Source organism: Leifsonia shinshuensis, from assembly GCF_014217625.1.
GTDB classification, from domain to species: Bacteria; Actinomycetota; Actinomycetes; order Actinomycetales; family Microbacteriaceae; genus Leifsonia; species Leifsonia shinshuensis_A.
This window is the reverse complement of the sequence record NZ_CP043641.1, coordinates 3,143,899-3,164,586: the sequence shown is the minus strand read 5'-3', so window position 1 is coordinate 3,164,586 and position 20,688 is coordinate 3,143,899. Positions and strand designations below refer to the sequence as shown.

Below are 20,688 nucleotides of genomic sequence, written 5' to 3'. Positions count from 1 at the left end.
GATGAAGCTCGCCATCCTCTCCCGCGCTCCGCACGCGTACTCGACCCAGCGCCTGCGCGCCGCCGCCCGGGACCGCGGTCACACCGTCAAGGTGCTCAACACGCTCCGCTTCGCGATCGACCTCTCCGGTGAGGAGCCCGACCTGCAGTACCGCGGCCGGCTGCTGTCCGACTACGACGCCGTCCTGCCGCGCATCGGCAACTCGATCACCTACTACGGCACGGCCGTGGTGCGGCAGTTCGAGCAGATGGACGTCTACACGCCGAACACCGCGAACGGCATCACGAACTCGCGCGACAAGCTGCGGGCCAACCAGATCCTGTCCCGGCACAACATCGGGATGCCGGCGACCACGTTCGTGAACAGCCGCGCCGACGTGCGGATGGCCATCGAGCAGGTCGGCGGGGCGCCCGTCGTCATCAAGCTGCTGGAGGGCACCCAGGGCATCGGCGTCATCCTCGCCCCGGAAGCGAAGATCGCGGAGTCCATCGTGGAGACGCTGCACTCCACCAAGCAGAACGTGCTCATCCAGAGCTTCATCTCGGAGAGCCGCGGCCGCGACATCCGCGCGCTCGTCGTCGGCGACCGCGTGGTGGCGGCGATGCGGCGCGTGGCGAGCGGCGACGAGTTCCGCTCCAATGTGCACCGCGGGGGCACCGTCGAGAAGGTGGAGCTGACCCCGGAGTACGAGGAGGCCGCCGTGCGGTCCGCCCAGATCATGGGGCTCCGCGTGGCGGGTGTGGACATGCTGGAGGGCAACGACGGGCCGCTCGTCATGGAGGTCAACTCGTCCCCCGGCCTGGAGGGCATCGAACGCGCGACCGGCCTCGACGTCGCCGGCGCGATCATCGACTTCATCTCCAACCAGGTGGCGTTCCCGGAGATCGACGTGCGCCAGCGGCTCAGCGTCTCGCGCGGTTATGGCGTCGCCGAGCTGCTCGTGCACGGCAACGCGGACCTGATCGGCAAGACGATCAAGGAGTCCGGGCTGTGGGACCGCGACATCACCGTGCTCACGCTGCACCGCGGCGCGACGGTCATCCCGAACCCGCGCAGCGGCGTCGAGCTGCAGGCCGGCGACCGGCTGCTCTGCTTCGGCAAGCTGGAGGAGATGCGGTCGATGATCCCGGACCGCCGGAAGCGCCGCCAGAAGGTGCGGAGGCTGCCGAAGGACCATCTGGCGGAGGCGGCGACCACGACGGTCTGAGGCCGGGTCAGGCCGCGGGCGTCCCCGCGTCCCACCACCGCAGCACGCGCAGCGCCCGCAGGGTCACCCAGCGGCTCGGCATCCCCTCGTTGTCGCCGAACTCCAGCCAGGCCGGCCCCTCGTGCCGGTTCTCCAGGCTCCAGAGTCCGTCGGCGTCCGCCTTGCCGCGCAGCAGCTCGACGGCCTCCGCGAGGCGCGGGTCGCGGCGGTCGACGCTGCGGAAGTGCTCCAGGCCGCGCAGGATGTCGTGGAACCAGCGCACCGGATTGCTCAGCATCGTCATCCTGGGGTCCGCGACCTCGCCGGTACTCAACCGGCGGAACAGGCCGCGGGCCAGCAGGTACTCCTCGCCGGTCCGCTGCGCCTCGGCGGACGCGGCGTCGCCCCGGCCGGTGGCGTTCCAGGCGGCGAGGCCCTCGACCGCGCAGATCGTTGAGTGGAACGACGACACCCGGGCGCCGTACTCGGCCCAGCAGTTCCAGGCGCCGTCGTCGAGCCGGCCGCCGGCGAGCGTGGCGGCGACGTTCGAGCCGTCCTCGCCGAAGTAGGCGGCCAGCGCCAGCACGACCCCGTTGATGCACGGCTCGGTCTCGCCGTCGAAGTACGCCTCGCCGGCGTGATCCCAGCGGACGTGGTCGCGCACGTGCTGCACGGCCTCCTTCGCCCGCGGATGCTCGGGGTCGAGGCCGAGGTCGGCCAGCTGCTGCAGCGTGAAGTGCGTGGCCGTCCAGGCGTCGAAGAACGGCCGGTCCTCCTGCGCCCATCCCGGCCGGTAGACGCCGCCGTCCCAGGTGCCGTCGGGGCCCTGGGCGTCGAGGAGCTGCGCACCCCAGCCCTCGGTGGCGACGCGGTCGCGTTCGGCGGCGACGGTCTCGTCGGAGGCGCCGGCGAGGTCGCGGAGCACCTGCCAGCGGATGCTCGGGTCGGAGTCGAGGAGCCACTCGATGGTGTCCATGGCAGGCACCGTACTCAGCAAGCCGGGCGACGGGGCGGTCAGCGCCGCGCGCGCTCGGCCACCAGCACGAGCACGACGATCGCCAGCAGCGCCGCGATCAGTGCGATGCCGGGCAGCTCACCCGCGCGCAGCGGCAGCATCCATGCCGCGAGGAGGCCGGCGACCAGGCTGCCCGCCGCCCCGAGCAGCCGGTACACCCACGGGCCGAGTCGCAGTTCGCGGCGGTACTCCGCGTCCCCGACGAGGTAGACCGCGACGCCGCCCGCGAGCAGCCAGGCCGCGGCCGGCGTGACCGGCGCGAAGGCGTCCTCCAGCGACAAGTGCAGCCCGGCGGCGACGCCGACCAGGCCGAGCAGAATCACGAAGTGGGCCACGTAGTACGCGGTGAGCGCGAGCGTGGTGCCGCGCCGCCCGGCCGCCGCGCCGAAGGACCGCTCGGCCCGCTCGTCGTCGCCGGAGAAGTAGCACCACCACAGCGCCGCGACCATCGCCACCGTCGCCACCGCGCCGACGACGACTTGCGGGCGGAGGCCGGAGGCGGTCAGCCCGGCGCCGACCGAGACGATCGACTCGCCGAACGCGATGATCATCAGGAGGCCGTGGCGCTCCACGAAGTGCGACGCCCCGAGCGCGAAGGGGCTCGACCGCGCCAGCAGGCCGCCCACCAGGAACAGCGCGAGCGGCGCGAGGAACAGCACCCACTCCAGCCAGCCGCTCGCGTATCCGGAGGCGATGAGCAGCAGCGCGGCGACGGCGTTCAACGGCCCGACCCGCAGCATCACGCGGACCGAGCCGCGGCCTCCCCGGGCGATGAACAGCCCCGAGTGGATGATCACCACCGTCAGGTACGCGACGCCGAACAGCACGCCCGACCCGGTGAATACGTCCGGGATGGCGAGCGACAGCACCAGGAAGGCGGCCATCGCCGCGATGAGCAGCAGCCGCACCGGGACCGTGTCGGGCACGGCCTGGTTGGTCAGCCACGCGAAGGCGTCGTACATCCACCAGACGACGGCGAGGATGGCGGCGGCGCGCAGCACCGACTCCACCCCGGGGCTCTGCACGATCACGGCGGTCAGCTGGCCGATCGTGAACACGAACACCAGGTCGAACAGCAGCTCGATCGTGGACACGCGCGACGCCACCCGCGCGATCCGGCCTCCGGTCACCCCGCTCACAGGCCAACGGTAGCGGCGGGCACGCCGTCTAGGCTTGCCCCATGCCCACGCCTTTCGTCGCCGACCCCGCCCGCTACGACTCGATGCCCTACCGCCGCGCCGGACGGAGCGGCCTCCAGCTGCCGCCGCTCTCGCTCGGGCTCTGGCAGAACTTCGGCACCGCGCGGTCGTTCGACACCCAGCGCGAGATCGTGCTGCGGGCCTTCGACCTGGGCGTGACGCACTTCGACCTCGCCAACAACTACGGGCCGCCTCCCGGGGCGGCGGAGGAGTTCTTCGGCCGCATCGTGGCCACCGACCTCCGCGCATACCGGGACGAGATCGTGGTGTCGACGAAGGCCGGCTACCTGATGTGGCCGGGGCCGTACGGCGACTTCGGCTCTCGCAAGTACGTGCTGTCGTCGCTCGACCAGAGTCTCCGCCGCCTCGGGCTGGACTACGTGGACGTGTTCTACCACCACCGCCCGGACCCGCTGACGCCGCTGGAGGAGACGATGGGCGCCCTGACGACGGCCGTCGCTCAGGGCAAGGCGCTCTACACCGGCGTCTCGAACTACGACCCGGCCCAGACCACCGCGGCGGCGGAACTGCTCGCCGACGCGGGGACGCCGCTGCTGCTGCACCAGCCGCGGTACTCGATGTTCGACCGGCACGTGGAGGACGGCGTCCTTGACGCCGTGGAGGCCGCGGGCGCGGCGGCGATCGTGTTCTCGCCGCTGGCCCAGGGGATGCTGACCGACCGCTACCTGGACGGCGTGCCCGAAGGCTCCCGCGCGGTGACGAGCGTGTTCCTGCACGAGTCGGATCTGACCGAGGACGTGCTGACGAAGGTGCGCGCGCTGAACGAGATCGCGGCCGGGCGCGGGCAGAGCCTGGCGCAGCTGGCGCTGCAGTGGGTGCTGCGGAATCCGGTGGTCGTGTCCGCGATCATCGGCGCCAGCAGCGTAACGCAGCTGGAGCAGAACCTGGGTGCGCTCGACGGGCCGGCGCTGGAGGCCGGCGAGCTGGACGCGATCGATCGCGTGCTGGGGCGGTAGGGCTGCTCGGCGGGCGCCGGGCACGGCCGGCGGACGGCGCGTTTACGCCAGCGTGGGGAGGGTCGCGAGCGCCTGCTCCACGTGCGACGTGAGCGTGGCGTCGGCCGGGCCGGCGATCCACTGGGCGAAGCCCACGTGGAACGCACCCACCGCCGCCTGGCCCGCGAGGCTCGCCGCGGGCTCGGGGACGCCGCGGGCGCGCAGCGCCCCGCCGCTCGCGGTGGCGAGGGCGGCGAGCTTGAGCAGCTCGCGCTCCTGCAGGCTCGGGTTGGCCGCGATGACCGCGGAGCGCCGGCGCGGGAAGTCCGTCCCCCGGCTGTCGATCAGCGCCGCTGCCGCGCGCATCCCGTCGGCGGCGACCGCGAACGGCGGCGCATCGTCCGGGGCGGCGGCGATCGCGGCGAGCACGGCCTCCTGCATCGCGGTCGACCCAGCGAAGAGCACTTCGCGCTTGTCGGCGTAGTGCCGGAAGAAGGTGCGCTCGGTGACGCCCGCGCGCTCGGCGATGTCGGCGACGGTGGTCCCCTCGAAGCCGCGCTCGGCGTACAGCTCGATGGCCGCCTTCTCCAGGCGGCCGCGCGCATCCGGTGTCCAGCGTCCCACGGCGTCATTCTAGCGGTTTGCCGCGAAGTGATGACAGTTGCTGACATCGGTGCTATCGTGATGTCAGTCACTGACGACAGTCACTGACATCATCGACATCGTTCACGATCCCATGACCCGGGAGGTCATTCCCATGCGCGTCTTCGTCACTGGAGCATCCGGCTGGATCGGCTCCGCCGTCGTCCCCGAACTCATCGCCGCCGGCCACGAGGTGACCGGCCTCGCCCGCTCCGAGGCGTCCGCCGAGCGCATCCGCTCCGCCGGCGCCACCCCGGTCCCCGGCTCGCTCGACGACCTGGAGAGCATCCGCTCCGGAGCCGCCGGATCCGACGCGGTCATCCACCTCGGCTTCAAGCACGACTTCTCCGACTACGCCGGCGCCGGGCGCACCGAGCGCGCCGTCGTGGCCACGATCGGCGACGAGCTCGCCGGCTCCGACCGGCCGTTCCTGTTCGCGTCGGGCATCGTCGCGCGCCCTGGCGAGCTGCTGACCGAGGACGTCCCGTCGCCCTATGTCGGCGCCGACGCCCCGCGCGGCGGCGGCGAGGCGTTCGCGTTCGAGTACGCCGACCGCGGCGTGCGGCCGGTCGCGCTGCGGTTCTCTCCGACCGTCCACGGTCGCGGCGACCACGGTTTCAGCGCCGAGCTGGTCCGCGTCGCCCGCGAGAAGGGCGTGGCCGGCTACGTCGGAGACGGCTCCAACCGCTGGCCGGCGGTGCACCGGCTCGACGCCGGCCGCCTGGTCCGGCTCGCGCTGGAGCAGGCCACCCCCGCGGCGCGCGTGCACGCGGTCGGCGAGGAGGGCATCCCCGCCCGCGACATCGCGGCGGCGATCGGCGAGGGGCTGGGCCTGCCTGTCGAGTCCATCGCCCCTGAGGACGTCGACGCGCACTTCGGCTGGATCGGCCGGTTCTTCGGGATGGACATCCCGGCCTCCAGAGCGATCACCCGCGAGCGCTACGGCTGGACGCCCACGGGGCCGACCCTGCTGGAGGACTTCGCGTCCGGCTCCTACTTCGAGGCCGTCGCCGCGCGCTGAGCAGCGGGCGCGGGCAGCAGGCCGAGGACGGCGGCGGCGAGGAAGCACACCGCGCCGCCGACCGTCCCCACCCCGGTCCAGAACGGGCTGAGCAGAGTGTCGGTGCCCGGGAGCTCGAACGCGCCGACCGCCGCGAAGCCGAACAGCACCGAGCCGAGCAGGTTGAGCACGGCGCCGACGCCGTCCCGGCGCGACCCGCGCTGCCGGGCGACGGCGGCCACGGCGATCAGGCTGGAGACCAGGAAGCAGATCGATCCGTAGGCATCCGGACGCCAGCCGGTGCCCCCGCCTGCACTCGCGGGGATCGCCGCTGCGAGCGCGATCGACGTGCTGAGGTTGAAGAACAGCGTCCCGACGAACTGGATGATCGACGAGCTCCGGTTCGGGACGCCGAGGGCGAGCCCCGCGCCGAGCGTGAAGAACACCGAGCCGACCACGAACACCACGTTCGTGACCACCGGGCCCAGCGCGTCCGCGATCGACGGCAGCGCCGCGAACGCGAAGCACACCGAGCCCCCGGCGAAGGAGGCGTCGGAGATCAGGAGCCTGTTCCGCTCCCCGGCGCCACCTCCACCGCTCACGGCTGCCCGCTCAGTGCGCGAAGTGCGTGCGCGTACGCGCCGACTCCGTCGCCTTCGCCGCGACCTCCGTCGTCCCGGCCTTCGCCGCCTGCGCCCCCAACTCGGCGCACACCGCGCGGATGTCGTTCACGAGGTCCTCGGCCAGGTCGGCGTTGAAGCCGTCGCGCACCACGATCCGCAGCACCGCGACGTCGGTCGCGTCGTCCGGCATCGTGTACGCGGGCACCTGCCAGCCGCGGGCGCGGAGCTCGTGCGACACCTGGAAGACCGTGTACGGCGTGCCGTCCTTCAGCGCGAACGAGATGACCGGGATGGCGGAGCCGTCGGTGATGACGTCGATCGCCGGGTCCTCGGCGAGGCCCTTCGAGATGAGCAGCGCGGTGTCCCGCAGCGCCTCCATGATCGCGGTGTACCCGGACCGGCCGAGCCGGACGAAGTTGTAGTACTGGCCGACGATCTGGTTGCCCGGGCGGGAGAAGTTCAGGGTGAACGTCGGCATGTCCCCGCCGAGGTAGTTCACCCGGAAGACGAGATCGTCCGGCAGGTACTCCGGCGAGCGCCACACGACGAACCCGATCCCCGGATAGGTCAGCCCGTACTTGTGCCCGCTGACGTTGATCGACACCACCCGCGGGAGGCGGAAGTCCCACTCCAGGTGCGGGTGCAGGAACGGGACGACGAACCCGCCGCTCGCCGCGTCCACGTGCACCGGCACGTCGGGTCCACCCGAGGCGGCCAGAGTGTCGAGCGCGTCGCAGATCGCGGCGATCGGCTCCAGCTCGCCGGTGTAGGTGGTGCCCAGGATGCCGACGACGCCGATCGTGTTCTCGTCGACCGCGTCGGTGACCTGCTCCGGCGTGATGACGTAGCGGCCCTTGGCGACCGGGAGGTAGCGCGGCTCGACCTCGAAGTAGCGGCAGAACTTCTCCCACACCACCTGGACATTCGCGCCGAGGACCAGGTTGGGTACGCCGCCCGGCTCCGAGCCCCCAGCGACTCCGGCCCGCTTGGCCCGCCAGCGCCACTTCATCGCGAGCCCGGCGAGCATGACGGCCTCGCTCGACCCGATCGTCGCGGCCCCGGTCGGCTCCCCCGGCTCGGCGTGGAAGAGGTCGGACACGATGGAGACGCAGCGGCGCTCCATCGCCGCGGTCGCCGGATACTCGTCCTTGTCGATCATGTTCTTGTCGAACGCTTCGGCCATCAGGATCTCGGCCTCCGGGTCCATCCACGTCGTGACGAAGGTCGCGAGGTTGAGGCGCGAGCTCCCGTCGAGCAGCAGCTCGTCGTGGATCAGCCGGTAGGTGCTGGCCGGGTCGGTGGCGTCGTCCGGCAGGGTGGCCGGAGGACTCTTGCGCGACAGGCGGCCGGTGTAGGCGGGGGCGAGCCGGGTGTCACCGCTCGCCGTTTGGATGTCTGACTCGAGCCGCGCCATGCGCCGCCCCTCTCTGCCACAGCGGCCGCGGATCGGCCGCTCCTCCGTGTCGGCAGCGGATCACTTCTTGTCGAGCGTTCCGATCTGGCTGCCGTTGATGTCGTAGACGACGAGGGTGCTGCCCTTCGCCGTCCCGCTCGACGCCTTGCCCAGCCACTCGTCGACGCCCGTGCACGCCATCATGGTGCTGGCGATCGGGCCGAAAGTGATGGTGTCGCCGTCGATCGAGCCCTTTCCCGTCAGGCGGTTGCAGCCGTCCGTACCGGAGAAAGCGCCGTCGTTCTCGATGGTGAGGTTCGGCTGCGACGCGGCCGTCGAGCCCCAGGTGCCGACGAGCGCCGCGCCGCTCGGGGTGCCGGCGCAGCCGGCGAGGAGGGCGAGAGCCGCCACGGCCACCAGGCCGCCGCCAAGGAGATCGGCGCCGAGGAGACGGGCGCGCGCCCGCCGGATCGTCTGCGTCATGTCATCCTCCCCATCTGCGGTCCGCGTGGTGCTGCGGCCCGCTCACGAGCCCGAGGATAGCGGCGGCCGACGAGCGCGCAACAGGGTGCTCACCCTGGACTTCATCCACTCGTGAGTTCGTCCACGAGCGCCAGCACCGTCGGACTGCCGAGGATCCGGAAATGTCCGCCGACCGGGACCCGGATGTTGCGCGCGCCGGGCAGCGCGCAGCCTCCCGGGATGTGCGGGTCGTACCAGCCCCAGATCGAGACGACGCGTCCCACGTCGATGCCGTCACCCGCGAGCTGCGTCAGCTCGGGGCCGTCCGGCCGGAGCGCGCGCACCGCAGGGAACGGGACCCACGCCGCGAGCGCCGAGCCGGAGAACGGGGTGGCGATCGCGACCACGCGGCGGATCCGCGCCGACGCCTCCGGCCTCCCGAGCAGCAGGCGGGCGACGAGGCCGCCCTTGCTGTGCGCCACGACGGTCACCCCGCTGAGGTGCTGCTGGCGCAAGTAGTCCTCCACCTGGTCGGCGGCCTCCCCGAGCGACATGCCCATATGGCCCAGCGACGTGACGACGTGCACGGGATGCCCGGCGGCGTGGAGGCGGCGCGCGAGCGGGTGCAGGAAGCGCCACGTCTCGTAGATGCCGGGCAGCAGCACGATGGGGTCGCCCTCCCCGGCCTCGTCGACGAGCCCCTCGGGCGGATCGCGGTCGAGGTTCGCGCGGAGCTGATGCCGCAGGACGTACTCGTAGTCGGCCAGGAGCACGCCGGCCTTGCGGGCGAAGCGCAACAGAGCCCGGACCGGGCCGGGACGCGGATGCTCTGACACGACGCCAGCATCCCGCTCGCGGACCGCTCTTGCCAAGCTCCGGGGCCGGGTGGATAGTTGCGACATGGGCGATGTGATCGCATTCATCCTGTGCTTCCTGCTCTTCCTGGTGGGGCTGTTCCTGCTGGGACTCGCGGACACGCTCCCGGCCTGGCAGGGGCTGGTCTTCTTCGCCGGGATCGTCTGCGTGGCGCTGTCGTTCGGCATCCCGGTGCACCTGCTGGGGCACTCGGAGTTGAAGCGCTGATCCCGGCCGCCCGCGCGGCTACGATGGGCGGATGACGGAGCACCGGCCGGCGACGCTGAAAGACATCGCCGCTCGAGCCGGGGTGTCCCTGGCGACCGCCTCCAAGGCCCTCAACGGCCGCCAGCATGTCCGCGCGGAGACCAGGGAGCGGGTGCAGCGCGCGGCCGAGGAGCTGCACTTCTCGCCCAACACGCTCGCGCAGGGCCTGTTCGCCGGGCGCACCGGGACCGTCGGCCTGATCACGAGCGACCTCGAAGGCCGGCTCTCCATCCCGATCCTGATGGGCGCGGAGGACGCGTTCGGCGCCGGGAGCATGTCGGTGTTCCTGTGCGACGCGCGTGGCGACACCATCCGCGAGCAGCACCACCTGCGGGCGCTGCTCTCGCGGCGGGTGGACGGCATCATCGTCCTCGGCGACACGGCCAACCCGCGCGAGACGATCGGCCGGAAGCTGCCCGTGCCCGTCGTCTACGCCTATGCGCCGTCGACGCATCCCGGCGACGTCTCCGTGGTGCCGGACAACATCGGCGCGGGACGGCTCGCGGCCGAGCACCTGATCTCGTGCGGGCGGTCACGGATCGCCTACATCTCCGGCGACGTCACCTACCGGGCCGCGCGCGACCGGGTGGACGGCGCGAGCGCTGCGCTGGAGGCCGCGGGCCTCGGGCTCCTGGGCGGCGAAGCGCTCTACGGCGCCTGGAGCGAGGTGTGGGGCCGCGGCGCGATCCACGCGGTGCTGCAGCGCTTCCCCGAGGTGGACGCCGTGCTGTGCGGGTCGGACCAGATCGCCCGCGGGGTGCTCGACGTGCTTCACGAGCTCGGCCGGGACGTGCCGGGCGAGCTCGCGGTCATGGGCCACGACAACTGGGAGCAGCTCGCCGTGCAGGCACGGCCTCCGCTGACCACGATCGACATGAACCTGCAGGAGGTCGGGCACCAGGCCGCGCGCCTGCTGGTCGAGGCGATCGACGGCGGCGCGCCGGCGGGCACGCACCTCGTGCCCGGCCGGCTCGTCACCCGCGCCTCGACCATCCCGACCGCCTGACCGGGCCGCGATTCGTCACGAATCGCGCGAACGCGCGCGGCTATCGCGACATTCGGCACGAATCGCGGCGGGACGATTCGTCACGAATCGCGCGAACGCGCGCGCGAAACGCGACATTCGGCACGAATCGCGGCTCAGCTCTCGGGGATCCAGACGCGCATGGTCGACGGGCCGCGCTCGGCCCAGTCGTGGTACGCGACCAGGGGGACGTCGACGGCGGCCTCGGCCTCGACAGGCGCGCCTGCGCCGTAGGGCCAGCCGGCGTCGGCCACCCGGCGACGACACAGCCGGACGACGACGCGGCCGTCTTCGTCCCGCGGCGCGACCGCGGTGTCCACGACGACGTCGGCGACATCCGGCCAGCCGTCCGGGAGGTCGACCGACTCCAGCGCCTGGACCACCGGCCCGCGCTGGACCGCGACGCTGCCGCGGACGGCGTCGATGCGGGGGTCGGCGCGGACGAACCGCGGCGCGACCGGCAGATCGAGCACGACCGTGTCCCCGGCGCGGAAGGCCCTGCGGACCTCGGCGTAGCCCGGCGCGACCTCCGTGGTCTCGCCGTCCACCGTCAGGGTGGCGCCTGCGGCCCAGTCGGGCACACGCAGGGAGAGCGTCCACGGCGCGCTCGCGTCGCGGCCCACCACGACCTCCACGCGGCCGTCCGAGGGATAGGCCGTCGTCACGGTGAGCTCGACCTCCTGCCCGTCGGTCAGAGCCGTCGCCACGCGCGCAGGGGCGAACTGCTGCAGCTGCACGCCGTCGTCGGAGGCGGTCGCCAGGTACGAGTCCAGGCTCGCGAGCGTGCGCGCCACGTTCGGCGGGCAGCAGGTGACCTCGAACCACGGCGCGCGCAGCGAGGACTCGGCACGCGGCGACACCGTGTCGGGGTCGGCCGGCTCGCCCGGAGTGCGGCGGTGCAGCGTGTTCGCGTAGTAGAAGGCCGTGCCGTCCGCCGACGGGGAGGTCGCGACGACGTTGAAGAGCGTGCGCTCCACCAGGTCCGCGTACCCGCTGCCGCCGCGGGCCAGCAGCATCCGCCACGAGAACTGCACGGACGCGACGCCCGCGCAGGTCTCCGAGTACGCGCGGTCCGGCGGCAGCTCGAAGTCGTCCCCGAAGGCCTCGTCCTGGTGGTGCGAGCCCTGGCCGCCGGTGAGGTAGGTGCGGCGCGCGACGGTGTTCGCCCACTGCCGCTCCAGCGCGCCCAGCAGTCCGGCGTCGCCGGTCTCGGTCGCCACGTCGACGGCGCCGGAGGCCAGGTAGTTCGCGCGGACGGCGTGACCGCGCAGCACCTCGGCCTCCCGGACCGGGATGTCGTCCTGGTAGTACGAGCGGCCCCACTCGATGTCGCGCAGCACGCCGGTGCCGCGGCGCTCGACGAAGAGCCGGGCCTGCTCGATGTACCGCGCCTCGCCCGTCACCCGGCCGAGCTCCACGAGCGCGGTCTCCACCTCCGCGTGCCCGCACACCGATCGGATGCCGTCGGCGCCGAAGACGTCGCAGATCAGGTCGGCGAACCGGGTCGCGACGCCGAGGAGGCCGTCGCCGGCGTCCGGCCGGGTGCGCACCCGGGCGACCGCCGCCTGGAACAGGTGCCCGGCACAGTACAACTCGTGGCCCCACTCCAGGTCGGACCAGCGCTCGCCCTGTCCCGGCCGGCCGAAGTTCGTGTTCAGGTAGCCATCGGCCTCCTGGGCGGCGACGACGCGGGCGACCACGCTGCGGAAGCGCTCCTCGAGCGCCGGGTCGTCGTCGCGGCCGAGCTGCCAGGCAGCGGCCTCCAGGAACTTGTAGACCTCCGAGTCCGAGAACTCGCGTCCACGACGGCCCTCGGGCAGAGTGCCGGCGGCGGCGAGATCGAAGTTCGGCAGCCAGCCCTCACGCTCCAGCCAGTGCTCGATGTGCGGCAGGGTCGCCGCCGCGTTCACGCGCTGACGACCGGCCCAGTAGCCTCCGGTGATCCGGACCTCGTCGAGGCCGAGCGGGCGCAGGCGCCCGGTCGAGGGGACGGCGGGGGCGACGGTGGTGCGCAGAGCGCGATCGGTGGTGAAGGTCATTCTCTACCCCTTGAAGGCGCCCGACATGAAGCCGCGCACGTAGTGTCGTTGCAGGATCAGGAACAGCAGGATGCAGGGCACGGCGAGCACGACCACGCCGGCCTCGGTGGCGCCGTAGTCGACCACGCCCTGCACCTGGCCGCGGAGGTTGGAGATCGCCAGCGGCAGCGTCATCCGGTTGGAGTCGTTGATGAGGATGAGCGGCGCGATGAAGTCGTTCCACGCGGCCAGGAAGGCGAACAGCCCGACGGTGATCAGGCCCGGCTTGACGGCGGGCAGCAGCACGCGCCAGAGCGAGCCGAAGGTCGAGCAGCCGTCCACCATCGCCGCCTCGTCCATCTCGCGCGGCACCGCCTCGAAGGAGATCCGCATCATGAAGGTCGCGAACGGCAGCTGGAACATCGTCAGCACCAGTGCGACTCCGACCAGCGAGTTGGACAGCCCCACCAGGTTCAGGAGCACGTACAGCGGGATCAGCAGGGTCGCGTACGGCACCATCAGGATCGCCAGCGTCGCCATGAACAGCACGTTGCGCCCCGGGAAGCGGAACCGCGCGAACGCGTAGCCGCCGAACAGCGACACCAGGAGCGTGAGCGCCACGGTCAGCAGCGATACGAACAGCGAGTTGCCGATGTAGACCCAGATCCCCGCCTGGTAGTTCGCGAGCGACGCGTAGTTGCCGAGGCCCCAGCCGTGCACCTGGCTGGTGCCCGGCCGTGGCGCGATGGAGGACACGGCGGTCCAGATCAGCGGGTAGAGGAAGATCAGCGCGAGCCCGCCGGTGAGCACCCAGTAGGGCGTGCGGGTGGCGATGCCGGCGATGCGGGAGACCGGCCTCCGGCGCGATCCGGTGCGGGCGACCGGTGTGCGGGCGGTGTCGTCGATGGTCTGGGTGCTCATACGGCGCCCTCCTTCTCGCCGAAGGCCCGGATCTGGGCGACGTTCACGATGATGAGCGCGATCAGCACGATCACGGACAGCGCCCCGGCGACGCCGAGGTTGTTCGGCCCTTGGAAGGCGACGCTGTAGATGAGCTGCACGACGGTGATGGTGCTGTTGTCCGGGCCGCCCTTCGTGAGGATGTAGAACTGCTCGAACGCCAGCAGCGATCCAGTGACGCACAGCACGGTCGTGAGCGCGAGGGTCGGCCGCAGCAGCGGGAGGGTCACGCCGCGGAAGGTCTGCCAGCGGCCGGCGCCGTCGATGCGGGCGGCCTCGTAGACCTCCTCCGGAATCCCCTGCAGGCCGACCAGCATCAGCAGCATGTAGAAGCCGGCGTACCGCCAGACGATCAGGAAGACCGTCGACCAGAGCGCGCCGGCCGGGGTGCCGAGGAAGGTGAAGCCCCACTTCTGCATCAGGTCGGCGAACGGCCCGGCGATCGGCGAGTACAGCACGTAGAAGAGCAGGGAGGCCGAGGCCAGTCCGAGCGCGCTCGGCACCAGGATCGCGGTGCGGAGGAAGCCCTTCCAGCGGGTGGACTCCTGCACCAGCAGCGCGAGCCCGAGGGCCAGCGCCAGCAGGATGACCGTCGTGACGACGGTGTACGTCAGTGTGAAGACCACGGAGTCGGCGAAGAAGCGGTTGCTGACCGCCTTGGCGTAGTTCTCCGGGAAGTTCCAGCCCTGGTTGCCGCCCAGCAGCGGCCAGTTCGAGGCCGACATCTGGAGCACGAGCAGGAGCGGGACGAGGAACAGGAAGAGCACGAACAGCGCCGTCGGGGAGGCGTAGAGCCAGCCGAGCCAGCGGCCGGAGGCGCTCCGGCGACGGCGGACGCGCTGCGCGGCGGGCGGCCTCGCGGTGGTCGGCCTCGCGGTGGCGGTCATGGGGTGAGCCTTTCGTCGGGGAAGGTCGGGAGGACGGGCCGGGGAGCGCGGGCTGCGCTCCCCGGCCCGGTTTCCGCTACTGCGAGAGCACCGACGTGATCTGCTTGTTGTCGGAGCTCACGGACTTCCCGTCGCCCAGCACGGCGTTGCGCACCAGCGTCAGCCACGGGCTGTTGGTGGCGTTGAACGCCTCCTGGAAGTTGAGTGAGAAGGGCGTCTCGCCCTCGCCGGCGACCTTGTTGATCGTGACGACGCGCGGGTCCTTCTGCGCGTACTCGTTGTTCGCGAGGTCCGACCGGGAGACGACGTCGCCGTCCTTGGCCAGCACGCCGACCTGGGCGTCCTCCGACATCATCCAGCTGAGGAAGTTCCATGCCTGGGCGGCCTTCTTGGAGTCCTTCGAGATGCCGATGCCGTCGCCGCCGACGAAGGTCGAGGAGCCGCCCTTCGGGCCGGGGATGCCCGCCACGCCCGCGTCGAACGGGGTGGAGGAGAGCAGCGTCGCCGGGTAGAACATCAGGCCGACCTTGCCCTCGGTGAACCCTGCGGTCCAGGTCGGGCCCGCCTCGTCCTTGGACGACGGGAGCACGGCGCCCGACTTCCACAGGTCCTGCCAGGTGCTGTAGACGTCGGTGGCGGTCGAGCTGTCGAGCAGCGACTTCGTGCCGTCCGCGTTCATGACCTGCTGGCCGTCCGCCCACATCGTCGGGAACCAGGTGAAGACCAGGCAGCCGCCGCAGTTGAGGCCGGTGGCCGTGCCGTAGACGCCCGGCTTGTTGAGGGCCTGGATCTTCTTGGCGTCGGCCGCGTACTCCTGCAGGTTCGCCGGGGCCTTCTCGGGGTCGAGACCGGCCTCCTTGAACAGCTCCTTGTTCCAGAACATCATCGACAGGTCGAGGACGAACGGGAGGACGTGCTCCTTGCCGTCCGCGGTCCCGGCCTTGAGGTGGCCTTTGTTGATGGAGTCCTTGTACGAGAGGCCGTCGACCTGCTTGCTGATGTCCTGGAACAGGCCCTGCTTGACCCAGTTCGGCACGTAGACGATGTCCGCGGCGAAGAGGTCGGGGAGGCCGCCGGAGCCGGCCGCCGCGCCCACCTTCGCGACGTAGTCGTCGTTGGGGACGACCGTCAGCTCGACCTGGTTCTTGTGGCTCTTGTTGTAGGCCTCCACGAGGAGTTTGGCCTGCTTCTCCAGCGGCGCGCGGGTCCAGAGCGTGAGCTTGGAGCCGTCGTCGGTGCCGTCCTTGCTGATGGACTGCGTTCCGGAGGAGCCGCTGCCGGTGCCGCCGGAACAGGCGGCGAGCGCGATGGCCAGCGCTCCCGCGAGGGCCGCCGCGACGATGCGCCGCGTGCGGGGGTGGAAATTCGTCATTGCATCTCCTGGTGCTCGTCTTCGAGGTTGCGGGGAGTGGAGCGTCATCGGCTGTCGAGGGTGTTTCGCCTCTGTGAAAGATTCCGAAATGGGTTTCGGATCGTTTTGGCAAGTAAATCCGTTGCCCCGACCTTCTGTCAAGGTCTTTCGTGGTGTATGTTTCCGAAAAGTCCGAAAAGTTGGAGACGATGACCGAGACCAGCACGGGAGCACCCACCCGCACCACGACGCTCAGCGACGTGGCGCGGGCCGCCGGCGTGTCGATCGCGACAGCCTCTAAGGCGATCAACGGCCGCGCCGACGTCGCCGCCGGGACCCGCGCCCGCGTCCTCGCGGCCGCGGAGGAGATCGGCTTCACCCCCAACGCGCTCGCGCAGAGCCTCACCGCGGGCCGGACGGGGACGGTCGGGCTGCTCACCAGCGACCTCGAGGGCCGCTTCGTCATCCCGATCCTGATGGGTGCGGAGGACGCCTTCGGAGCCGGCCAGGTGAACGTCTTCCTCTGCGACGCGCGCGGCGACACGATCCGGGAGCAGTACCACCTGAACGCCCTGGTCAACCGGCGGGTGGACGGCATCATCGTGGTCGGCCGCCAGACCGACCCGCGCCCGTCGCTGGGCCACGACCTTCCGGTCCCCGTGGTGTACGCCTACTCCCCCTCCGACGACCCGCTCGACCACTCGCTCACCCCCGACAACCTGGCCGGCGGACGGATGGCCGTAGAGCACCTGATCGCCTGCGGACGCACCCGTATCGCCCACATCACCGGGGATCCGTCCTACGCCGCGGCGCAGGACCGCGCCGTCGGGTTCGCGGACGCGATCCGGGAAGCCGGGCTGGAGCAGGTGGGCGACACCCTCTTCTCGAGCTGGACCGAAGGCTGGGGACGCGACGCCGCCACCATGCTGCTCCGCCGGCACCCCGACATCGACGGCATCGTCGCGGGCTCCGACCAGATCGCGCGCGGAGTGATCGACGCGCTGCGCGACCTCGGCCGCCGGGTGCCCGACGACGTGGCCGTGATCGGCTACGACAACTGGCAGGTGCTCGCCACCAACTCCCGGCCCGAGCTGACCAGTGTTGACAACAACCTGGAGGAGCTCGGCCGCCTGGCCGCACGCCGCCTGTTCGACGCGATCGACGGGAGGCCGCTGACGGCCGGGACGGAGCGGCTCCCGGTGCGGCTCGTCATCCGCGGGTCGACGATTCCGCACCTCTGACCGGCCGCCCCTCTGAGCTGCCTCCCCTCTAAGGTGAGGGCATGATCGCCATCGACCCGTCCGCGTCCGTCGCATCCAGCGCCGTCCTCACCGGGGACGTCACGCTCGGCCCCGGCGCCCGCGTGCTGGCCGGCGCGGTGCTCGACGGCACCCGCGGGCCGATCGCGCTCGGGGAGGACACCGTCGTCATGGAGCACGCCGTTCTGCGCGGGCGCGCCGGGCATCCCGTGACGGTCGGCGACGCCGTGCTGATCGGGCCGCACACCAACATCACGGGCGCGCGCATCGAGGACGAGGTGTTCGTCGCGACGGGCGCCTGCGTGTTCGCCGGCGCGGTGGTCGGCGCCCGGTCGGAGTTGCGCATCCACGCGGTGCTGCAGGTCAACTCCGTCCTGCCGCCGGACACGGTCGTCCCGATCGGCTGGATCGCGGCCGGCGACCCTGCGCAGCTCTTCCCGTCCGAACGGCACGACGAGCTGTGGGCGGTCCAGCAGGGGCTCGACTTCCCCGGCACCATGTACGGCGTCCCGCGCGGGACGTCGATGCGGGAGATCATGCGGAGGGTGAGCGGCGCATACGACCCGCTGGGGTAGGCACGGCGCAGGTCGCAGCCGCGTCGCTCACATGTCGGGAGGCGTGTGGACCCCGGCGTCGGCGCGGAAGCCGGCCGTGGCCTCCTCGTAGGTGGTGTGCTTGCGGGCGGGGTGGGACTCGGCCGGCGGCGGGACGTCCGCGCGGCTCAGGGCGTGCAGCACCAGCTGCTCGACCAGGTCGGCCGCGGTCGTCTCCCGGTGGCGGGCGATGCGGACCAGGGCGGCGAACTCACGCTCGCCGAGGCGGATCGTCAGGGGGATTCCTGCAGGCGCACGACCGGGGCCGTGAGCGGACGCGGGCTCAGCGACATCAATACCGTGAGAATCCTTCATAATGGGATCGTCTCATGGGCGCGCTCTCTTTTGAAGAACCCAAATTCACGAACGTTACGCGCAAATCGGATCATGTCCAGTGGGACGCGCGTTCCGCTCCCGGTCTTCTGGGCTCCCGGATCCTCGACCACCCCCATTCGGGGCTATCGCCGTGACCGTCTGATGAACAGCGGATGAAGGACCCTCCGGGAACGCACAGGCGGCTCCTAGGCTCGCTCCTGTCCACTCCCCAGGAGGCCCGTCGTCCATGTCCAAGCGCGCCCGACTCACGGCGCTCTTCGGCGTACTGGCCGCCCTCGTGGTGGTCGCCGTCATCGTGACCGTCGCCGCGCGGCCCGCGGCCGTCCGGGCGGCGTCCTCCTCGGAGATCGAGGTCAGCGCGGGGACCGACGACTGCGGGCACGGCTGGGCCGACGATGGCCGGGCGCTCGGCGGCACACTCGCGTTCGACGTCACGAACACGACCATCGCCGGCATCGAGGTCTACCTCCAGGCGGTCGACACCCAGAAGGTCTACCTCGACCTGGAGAGCATCGGAGCCGGCGCGCACGCCAACGCCCGCGTCGCGATCGGCTCGGGCCGCTACCGGTTCGTCTGCCTGCCCGCGGACGCGGACCCGGCGCACGGGCCGACCGTGCGCGTCGGGCCGGCCCCGCCGGGAACGGCACTCACCCCGGGCATCGTCCCCGTGACCCGGGTGGACCTCATCCCTCCGACCAAGGCGTACGCCGCCTGGGTCGCCTCGCGCCTTCCCGCCCTGCGCCAGCAGGTCGCCGCGGTCGCGGCCGACGCCGAGGAGGGCGACTTATCCGCGGCGAAGCGCGACTGGCTGACCGCCCACACCACCTATGAGACGCTCGGCGCCGCCTACGGCGCGTTCGGCGAGGCCGGCGACGCGATCGACGGGCTCCCCGGCCACGGGCTGACCGGGTTCCACGCCGTCGAGTCGCCGCTGTTCTCCGGTGCGGCGGCCGCCGCCGTCGCCGGGCCGGCCCAGAAGCTGGTCTCCGATGTCGACGCGCTCATCGCGCAGTTCCCGAAGGCGCAGATCGACCCGGGTGACATGGGGCTGCGCGCGCACGAGATCGTGGAGGACGCGATCCGGGACGTGCTCGCCGGCGCGGCCGACGCCGGCTCCGGCACCGAGCTCGCCACGATCGACGCCAACCTGACCGGCGCGACCCAGGCCCTGGCTCCGCTCCACGACATCCTCGCCCCGCGCTATCCGCAGCTCGCGGCGACGCAGCAGTCGATCGCGTCCACGCAGCAGCTCGTCGAGGGCTTCCGCGGGGCCGACGGGACCTGGACGCGGCTGTCCGCACTGACCGCCGCCCAGCGCGAGCACGTCGACGCAGCGCTCAGCGAGACGGCCGAGCTGCTGGCGCCGGTGGCGGCGATCTGCGATCCGAGGAGGGCGCCATGACCGGACTGGGACGCAGGGACTTCCTGACCGCTGGCGCAGGCCTCGCGGCGGGGGCGACCGTCGCGGGAGGCGTCGGCGCCGCCCTGACGCCGGCCGCGGCGAGCGCCGCGAGCGCGCACCAGCAGCCCGCCGCGCAGCCCGTACGCGCCGGCGCCGTCCCCTTCCACGGCGAGCACCAGCAGGGCATCCTCACGCCGGTGCAGCGCTCGGCCGCGTTCGTCGCGCTCGACGTGACCGCGGCCTCCCGCGCCGAGCTGACCGACCTGCTCAAGACGATCACCGAGCGCGCTCGCTTCCTGACCACGGGAGGCACGCCGCCGGACCCCGGGCTGACCGCGCCGCCGCGCGACTCCGGCGTGCTCGGCCCGACGGTCGTGCCGGACGGGCTCACCGTCACGCTGTCGGCCGGCGCGTCGCTGTTCGACGGCCGGTACGGCCTGGCCTCGGCGAAGCCCGCACGGCTGCGGATCATGGACGAGTTCCCCGACGACTCCCTCCGCCGCGAGGTCTGCGACGGCGACCTCCTGCTGCAGGTGTGCGCCGACGACCGCGACGCCGTCACGCACGCGGTCCGCGAGATCGCCCGGGCGACCCGCGGCGGGATGGGCGTGCGCTGGCGGCAGGACGGCTTCGTGTCCCCGCCGCGGCCGAGCGGCACGCCGCGCAACCTGATGGGCTTCAAGGACGGCACCAGCAACCCGGACGTCCACGACGCCGCGCTGATGAAGCAGCTCGTCTGGGCGAAGGGCACGGGAGGCGAGCCCTCCTGGACCGCGGGCGGCAGCTATCACGTCGTCCGCGTCATCCGGATGCTGGTCGAGTTCTGGGACCGGGTGAACCTGCACGAGCAGGAGAACATGATCGGCCGCCGCCGGGACACCGGGGCTCCGCTCACCGCGTCGGCCGAGCACGACGACCCGCACTACGAGAACGACCCGACGGGCGACGTCATCCAGTTGGACGCCCACATCCGTCTCGCCAACCCGCGCACGAAGGCGAGCGCCGACCAGCGGATGCTGCGCCGCGCGTACAACTACGACGGCGGCGTCGACGCCAACGGGACGCTCGACATGGGGCTCGTGTTCGTCGCCTTCAACCAGGACCTCGACCGGCAGTTCGTCGCCGTCCAGAAGCGCCTCGCCGGTGAGCCGCTGACGGACTACATCCAGCCGTTCGGCGGCGGCTACTACTTCGCGCTCCCCGGAGCCCGCGACTCCTCCGACTGGCTCGGGCGCACGATGCTCGCCTAGCCGGAGGCCC

At 71.9% G+C, this 20,688-nt stretch carries 21 protein-coding genes; 9 read left to right on the top strand and 12 right to left on the bottom strand.

The genetic code is table 11. The annotated features are described in order from the left end of the window. The first annotated feature begins 1 nt into the window (after position 1). The gene (gene rimK, locus F1C12_RS15450; protein WP_185275793.1) at positions 2-1,207 is read left to right on the top strand and encodes a 30S ribosomal protein S6--L-glutamate ligase; all 1,206 of its coding nucleotides are present in this window, start codon (positions 2-4) and stop codon (positions 1,205-1,207) included. 7 nt (positions 1,208-1,214) lie between these two features. Here rimK and F1C12_RS15445 read toward each other — a convergent pair whose 3' ends face one another. Together F1C12_RS15445 and F1C12_RS15440 are read right to left on the bottom strand one after the other, a co-directional pair. Continuing rightward, positions 1,215-2,162: a hypothetical protein gene (locus tag F1C12_RS15445; protein WP_185275792.1), complete on the bottom strand. Its 948-nt coding sequence runs from the start codon at positions 2,160-2,162 to the stop codon at positions 1,215-1,217. 38 nt (positions 2,163-2,200) lie between these two features. Then, positions 2,201-3,340: a low temperature requirement protein A gene (locus F1C12_RS15440; RefSeq protein WP_185275791.1), complete on the bottom strand. Its 1,140-nt coding sequence runs from the start codon at positions 3,338-3,340 to the stop codon at positions 2,201-2,203. A gap of 41 nt (positions 3,341-3,381) precedes the next feature. On the opposite strand from F1C12_RS15440, the gene F1C12_RS15435 reads away from it, so the two are divergent. Then, the gene (locus F1C12_RS15435; RefSeq protein ID WP_185275790.1) at positions 3,382-4,377 is read left to right on the top strand and encodes an aldo/keto reductase; all 996 of its coding nucleotides are present in this window, start codon (positions 3,382-3,384) and stop codon (positions 4,375-4,377) included. 42 nt (positions 4,378-4,419) lie between these two features. Here F1C12_RS15435 and F1C12_RS15430 read toward each other — a convergent pair whose 3' ends face one another. Beyond that, the gene (locus F1C12_RS15430; RefSeq protein ID WP_185275789.1) at positions 4,420-4,980 is read right to left on the bottom strand and encodes a TetR family transcriptional regulator; all 561 of its coding nucleotides are present in this window, start codon (positions 4,978-4,980) and stop codon (positions 4,420-4,422) included. A 133-nt stretch (positions 4,981-5,113) separates the two neighbouring features. On the opposite strand from F1C12_RS15430, the gene F1C12_RS15425 reads away from it, so the two are divergent. Beyond that, positions 5,114-6,019, top strand: coding sequence for an SDR family oxidoreductase (locus F1C12_RS15425; RefSeq protein WP_185275788.1), 906 nt, complete (start codon positions 5,114-5,116; stop codon positions 6,017-6,019). Here the strand turns inward: F1C12_RS15425 and F1C12_RS15420 are convergent. From F1C12_RS15420 to F1C12_RS15405, 4 genes are all read right to left on the bottom strand, one after another. Next, positions 5,992-6,600 (bottom strand): hypothetical protein, encoded by a 609-nt coding sequence (locus tag F1C12_RS15420; protein ID WP_185275787.1) that lies wholly within the window; start codon positions 6,598-6,600, stop codon positions 5,992-5,994. The two genes, F1C12_RS15425 and F1C12_RS15420, sit on opposite strands and share 28 nt — an antisense overlap. Positions 6,601-6,610: 10 nt before the next feature. Continuing rightward, the gene (locus tag F1C12_RS15415; protein WP_185275786.1) at positions 6,611-8,035 is read right to left on the bottom strand and encodes a glutamate decarboxylase; all 1,425 of its coding nucleotides are present in this window, start codon (positions 8,033-8,035) and stop codon (positions 6,611-6,613) included. A 60-nt stretch (positions 8,036-8,095) separates the two neighbouring features. Next, positions 8,096-8,497, bottom strand: a complete 402-nt coding sequence (locus F1C12_RS15410; protein WP_185275785.1) for an META domain-containing protein — start codon at positions 8,495-8,497, stop codon at positions 8,096-8,098. Positions 8,498-8,598: 101 nt separating this feature from the next. Continuing rightward, positions 8,599-9,312 carry an esterase/lipase family protein gene (locus F1C12_RS15405; protein WP_258045933.1) on the bottom strand — a complete coding sequence of 238 codons (714 nt, stop codon included), beginning with the start codon at positions 9,310-9,312 and terminating at the stop codon, positions 8,599-8,601. A gap of 64 nt (positions 9,313-9,376) precedes the next feature. On the opposite strand from F1C12_RS15405, the gene F1C12_RS15400 reads away from it, so the two are divergent. Then, complete coding sequence (locus F1C12_RS15400) at positions 9,377-9,559, top strand: hypothetical protein (RefSeq protein WP_185275784.1); 183 nt, start codon at positions 9,377-9,379, stop codon at positions 9,557-9,559. Between the two features lie 31 nt (positions 9,560-9,590). Beyond that, complete coding sequence (locus F1C12_RS15395) at positions 9,591-10,604, top strand: LacI family DNA-binding transcriptional regulator (protein WP_185275783.1); 1,014 nt, start codon at positions 9,591-9,593, stop codon at positions 10,602-10,604. A 134-nt stretch (positions 10,605-10,738) separates the two neighbouring features. Here the strand turns inward: F1C12_RS15395 and F1C12_RS15390 are convergent, their stop codons facing one another. The 4 genes from F1C12_RS15390 to F1C12_RS15375 all read right to left on the bottom strand — a co-directional run bounded on the left by F1C12_RS15390 (position 10,739) and on the right by F1C12_RS15375 (position 15,859). After that, complete coding sequence (locus F1C12_RS15390) at positions 10,739-12,661, bottom strand: glycoside hydrolase family 127 protein (protein WP_185275782.1); 1,923 nt, start codon at positions 12,659-12,661, stop codon at positions 10,739-10,741. 3 nt (positions 12,662-12,664) lie between these two features. After that, positions 12,665-13,561 carry a carbohydrate ABC transporter permease gene (locus F1C12_RS15385; protein ID WP_185275781.1) on the bottom strand — a complete coding sequence of 299 codons (897 nt, stop codon included), beginning with the start codon at positions 13,559-13,561 and terminating at the stop codon, positions 12,665-12,667. Continuing rightward, positions 13,558-14,487 carry a carbohydrate ABC transporter permease gene (locus F1C12_RS15380; RefSeq protein ID WP_185275780.1) on the bottom strand — a complete coding sequence of 310 codons (930 nt, stop codon included), beginning with the start codon at positions 14,485-14,487 and terminating at the stop codon, positions 13,558-13,560. The genes F1C12_RS15385 and F1C12_RS15380 overlap by 4 nt, the downstream gene beginning before the upstream one ends. A gap of 76 nt (positions 14,488-14,563) precedes the next feature. After that, a complete protein-coding gene (locus tag F1C12_RS15375; RefSeq protein ID WP_185275779.1) occupies positions 14,564-15,859 on the bottom strand; it encodes an ABC transporter substrate-binding protein in 1,296 nt (431 codons plus the stop codon). A gap of 188 nt (positions 15,860-16,047) precedes the next feature. Between F1C12_RS15375 and F1C12_RS15370 the strand changes: the two genes are divergently transcribed. Together F1C12_RS15370 and F1C12_RS15365 are read left to right on the top strand one after the other, a co-directional pair. Continuing rightward, positions 16,048-17,079: a LacI family DNA-binding transcriptional regulator gene (locus tag F1C12_RS15370; RefSeq protein ID WP_185275778.1), complete on the top strand. Its 1,032-nt coding sequence runs from the start codon at positions 16,048-16,050 to the stop codon at positions 17,077-17,079. Between the two features lie 41 nt (positions 17,080-17,120). Further along, the gene (locus tag F1C12_RS15365) at positions 17,121-17,672 is read left to right on the top strand and encodes a gamma carbonic anhydrase family protein (protein ID WP_185275777.1); all 552 of its coding nucleotides are present in this window, start codon (positions 17,121-17,123) and stop codon (positions 17,670-17,672) included. 27 nt (positions 17,673-17,699) lie between these two features. On the opposite strand, the gene F1C12_RS15360 is transcribed toward F1C12_RS15365, so the two are convergent. Further along, positions 17,700-18,005: a hypothetical protein gene (locus F1C12_RS15360; protein WP_185275776.1), complete on the bottom strand. Its 306-nt coding sequence runs from the start codon at positions 18,003-18,005 to the stop codon at positions 17,700-17,702. 247 nt (positions 18,006-18,252) lie between these two features. Here F1C12_RS15360 and F1C12_RS15355 point away from each other — a divergent pair, with 247 nt between their 5' ends. Together F1C12_RS15355 and efeB are read left to right on the top strand one after the other, a co-directional pair. Continuing rightward, entirely contained in the window at positions 18,253-19,428 is a 1,176-nt protein-coding gene (locus F1C12_RS15355; protein ID WP_185275775.1) for an EfeM/EfeO family lipoprotein, read from the top strand. Next, positions 19,425-20,678, top strand: coding sequence for an iron uptake transporter deferrochelatase/peroxidase subunit (efeB, locus tag F1C12_RS15350; RefSeq protein WP_185275774.1), 1,254 nt, complete (start codon positions 19,425-19,427; stop codon positions 20,676-20,678). Before F1C12_RS15355 ends, efeB begins: the two co-directional genes overlap by 4 nt. Positions 20,679-20,688 lie beyond the last annotated feature (10 nt).

Coding starts and splice junctions, on each gene's coding strand:
- F1C12_RS15425 (WP_185275788.1), top strand. CDS start 5,114: ATGCGCGTCTTCGTCACTGGAGCATCCGGCTGGATCGGCTCCGCCGTC.
- F1C12_RS15410 (WP_185275785.1), bottom strand. CDS start 8,497: ATGACGCAGACGATCCGGCGGGCGCGCGCCCGTCTCCTCGGCGCCGAT.
- F1C12_RS15445 (WP_185275792.1), bottom strand. CDS start 2,162: ATGGACACCATCGAGTGGCTCCTCGACTCCGACCCGAGCATCCGCTGG.
- rimK (WP_185275793.1), top strand. CDS start 2: ATGAAGCTCGCCATCCTCTCCCGCGCTCCGCACGCGTACTCGACCCAG.
- F1C12_RS15400 (WP_185275784.1), top strand. CDS start 9,377: ATGGGCGATGTGATCGCATTCATCCTGTGCTTCCTGCTCTTCCTGGTG.
- F1C12_RS15375 (WP_185275779.1), bottom strand. CDS start 15,859: ATGACGAATTTCCACCCCCGCACGCGGCGCATCGTCGCGGCGGCCCTC.
- F1C12_RS15435 (WP_185275790.1), top strand. CDS start 3,382: ATGCCCACGCCTTTCGTCGCCGACCCCGCCCGCTACGACTCGATGCCC.
- F1C12_RS15360 (WP_185275776.1), bottom strand. CDS start 18,005: ATGAAGGATTCTCACGGTATTGATGTCGCTGAGCCCGCGTCCGCTCAC.
- efeB (WP_185275774.1), top strand. CDS start 19,425: ATGACCGGACTGGGACGCAGGGACTTCCTGACCGCTGGCGCAGGCCTC.
- F1C12_RS15390 (WP_185275782.1), bottom strand. CDS start 12,661: ATGACCTTCACCACCGATCGCGCTCTGCGCACCACCGTCGCCCCCGCC.
- F1C12_RS15415 (WP_185275786.1), bottom strand. CDS start 8,035: ATGGCGCGGCTCGAGTCAGACATCCAAACGGCGAGCGGTGACACCCGG.
- F1C12_RS15385 (WP_185275781.1), bottom strand. CDS start 13,561: ATGAGCACCCAGACCATCGACGACACCGCCCGCACACCGGTCGCCCGC.
- F1C12_RS15380 (WP_185275780.1), bottom strand. CDS start 14,487: ATGACCGCCACCGCGAGGCCGACCACCGCGAGGCCGCCCGCCGCGCAG.
- F1C12_RS15355 (WP_185275775.1), top strand. CDS start 18,253: ATGTCCAAGCGCGCCCGACTCACGGCGCTCTTCGGCGTACTGGCCGCC.
- F1C12_RS15370 (WP_185275778.1), top strand. CDS start 16,048: ATGACCGAGACCAGCACGGGAGCACCCACCCGCACCACGACGCTCAGC.
- F1C12_RS15395 (WP_185275783.1), top strand. CDS start 9,591: ATGACGGAGCACCGGCCGGCGACGCTGAAAGACATCGCCGCTCGAGCC.
- F1C12_RS15365 (WP_185275777.1), top strand. CDS start 17,121: ATGATCGCCATCGACCCGTCCGCGTCCGTCGCATCCAGCGCCGTCCTC.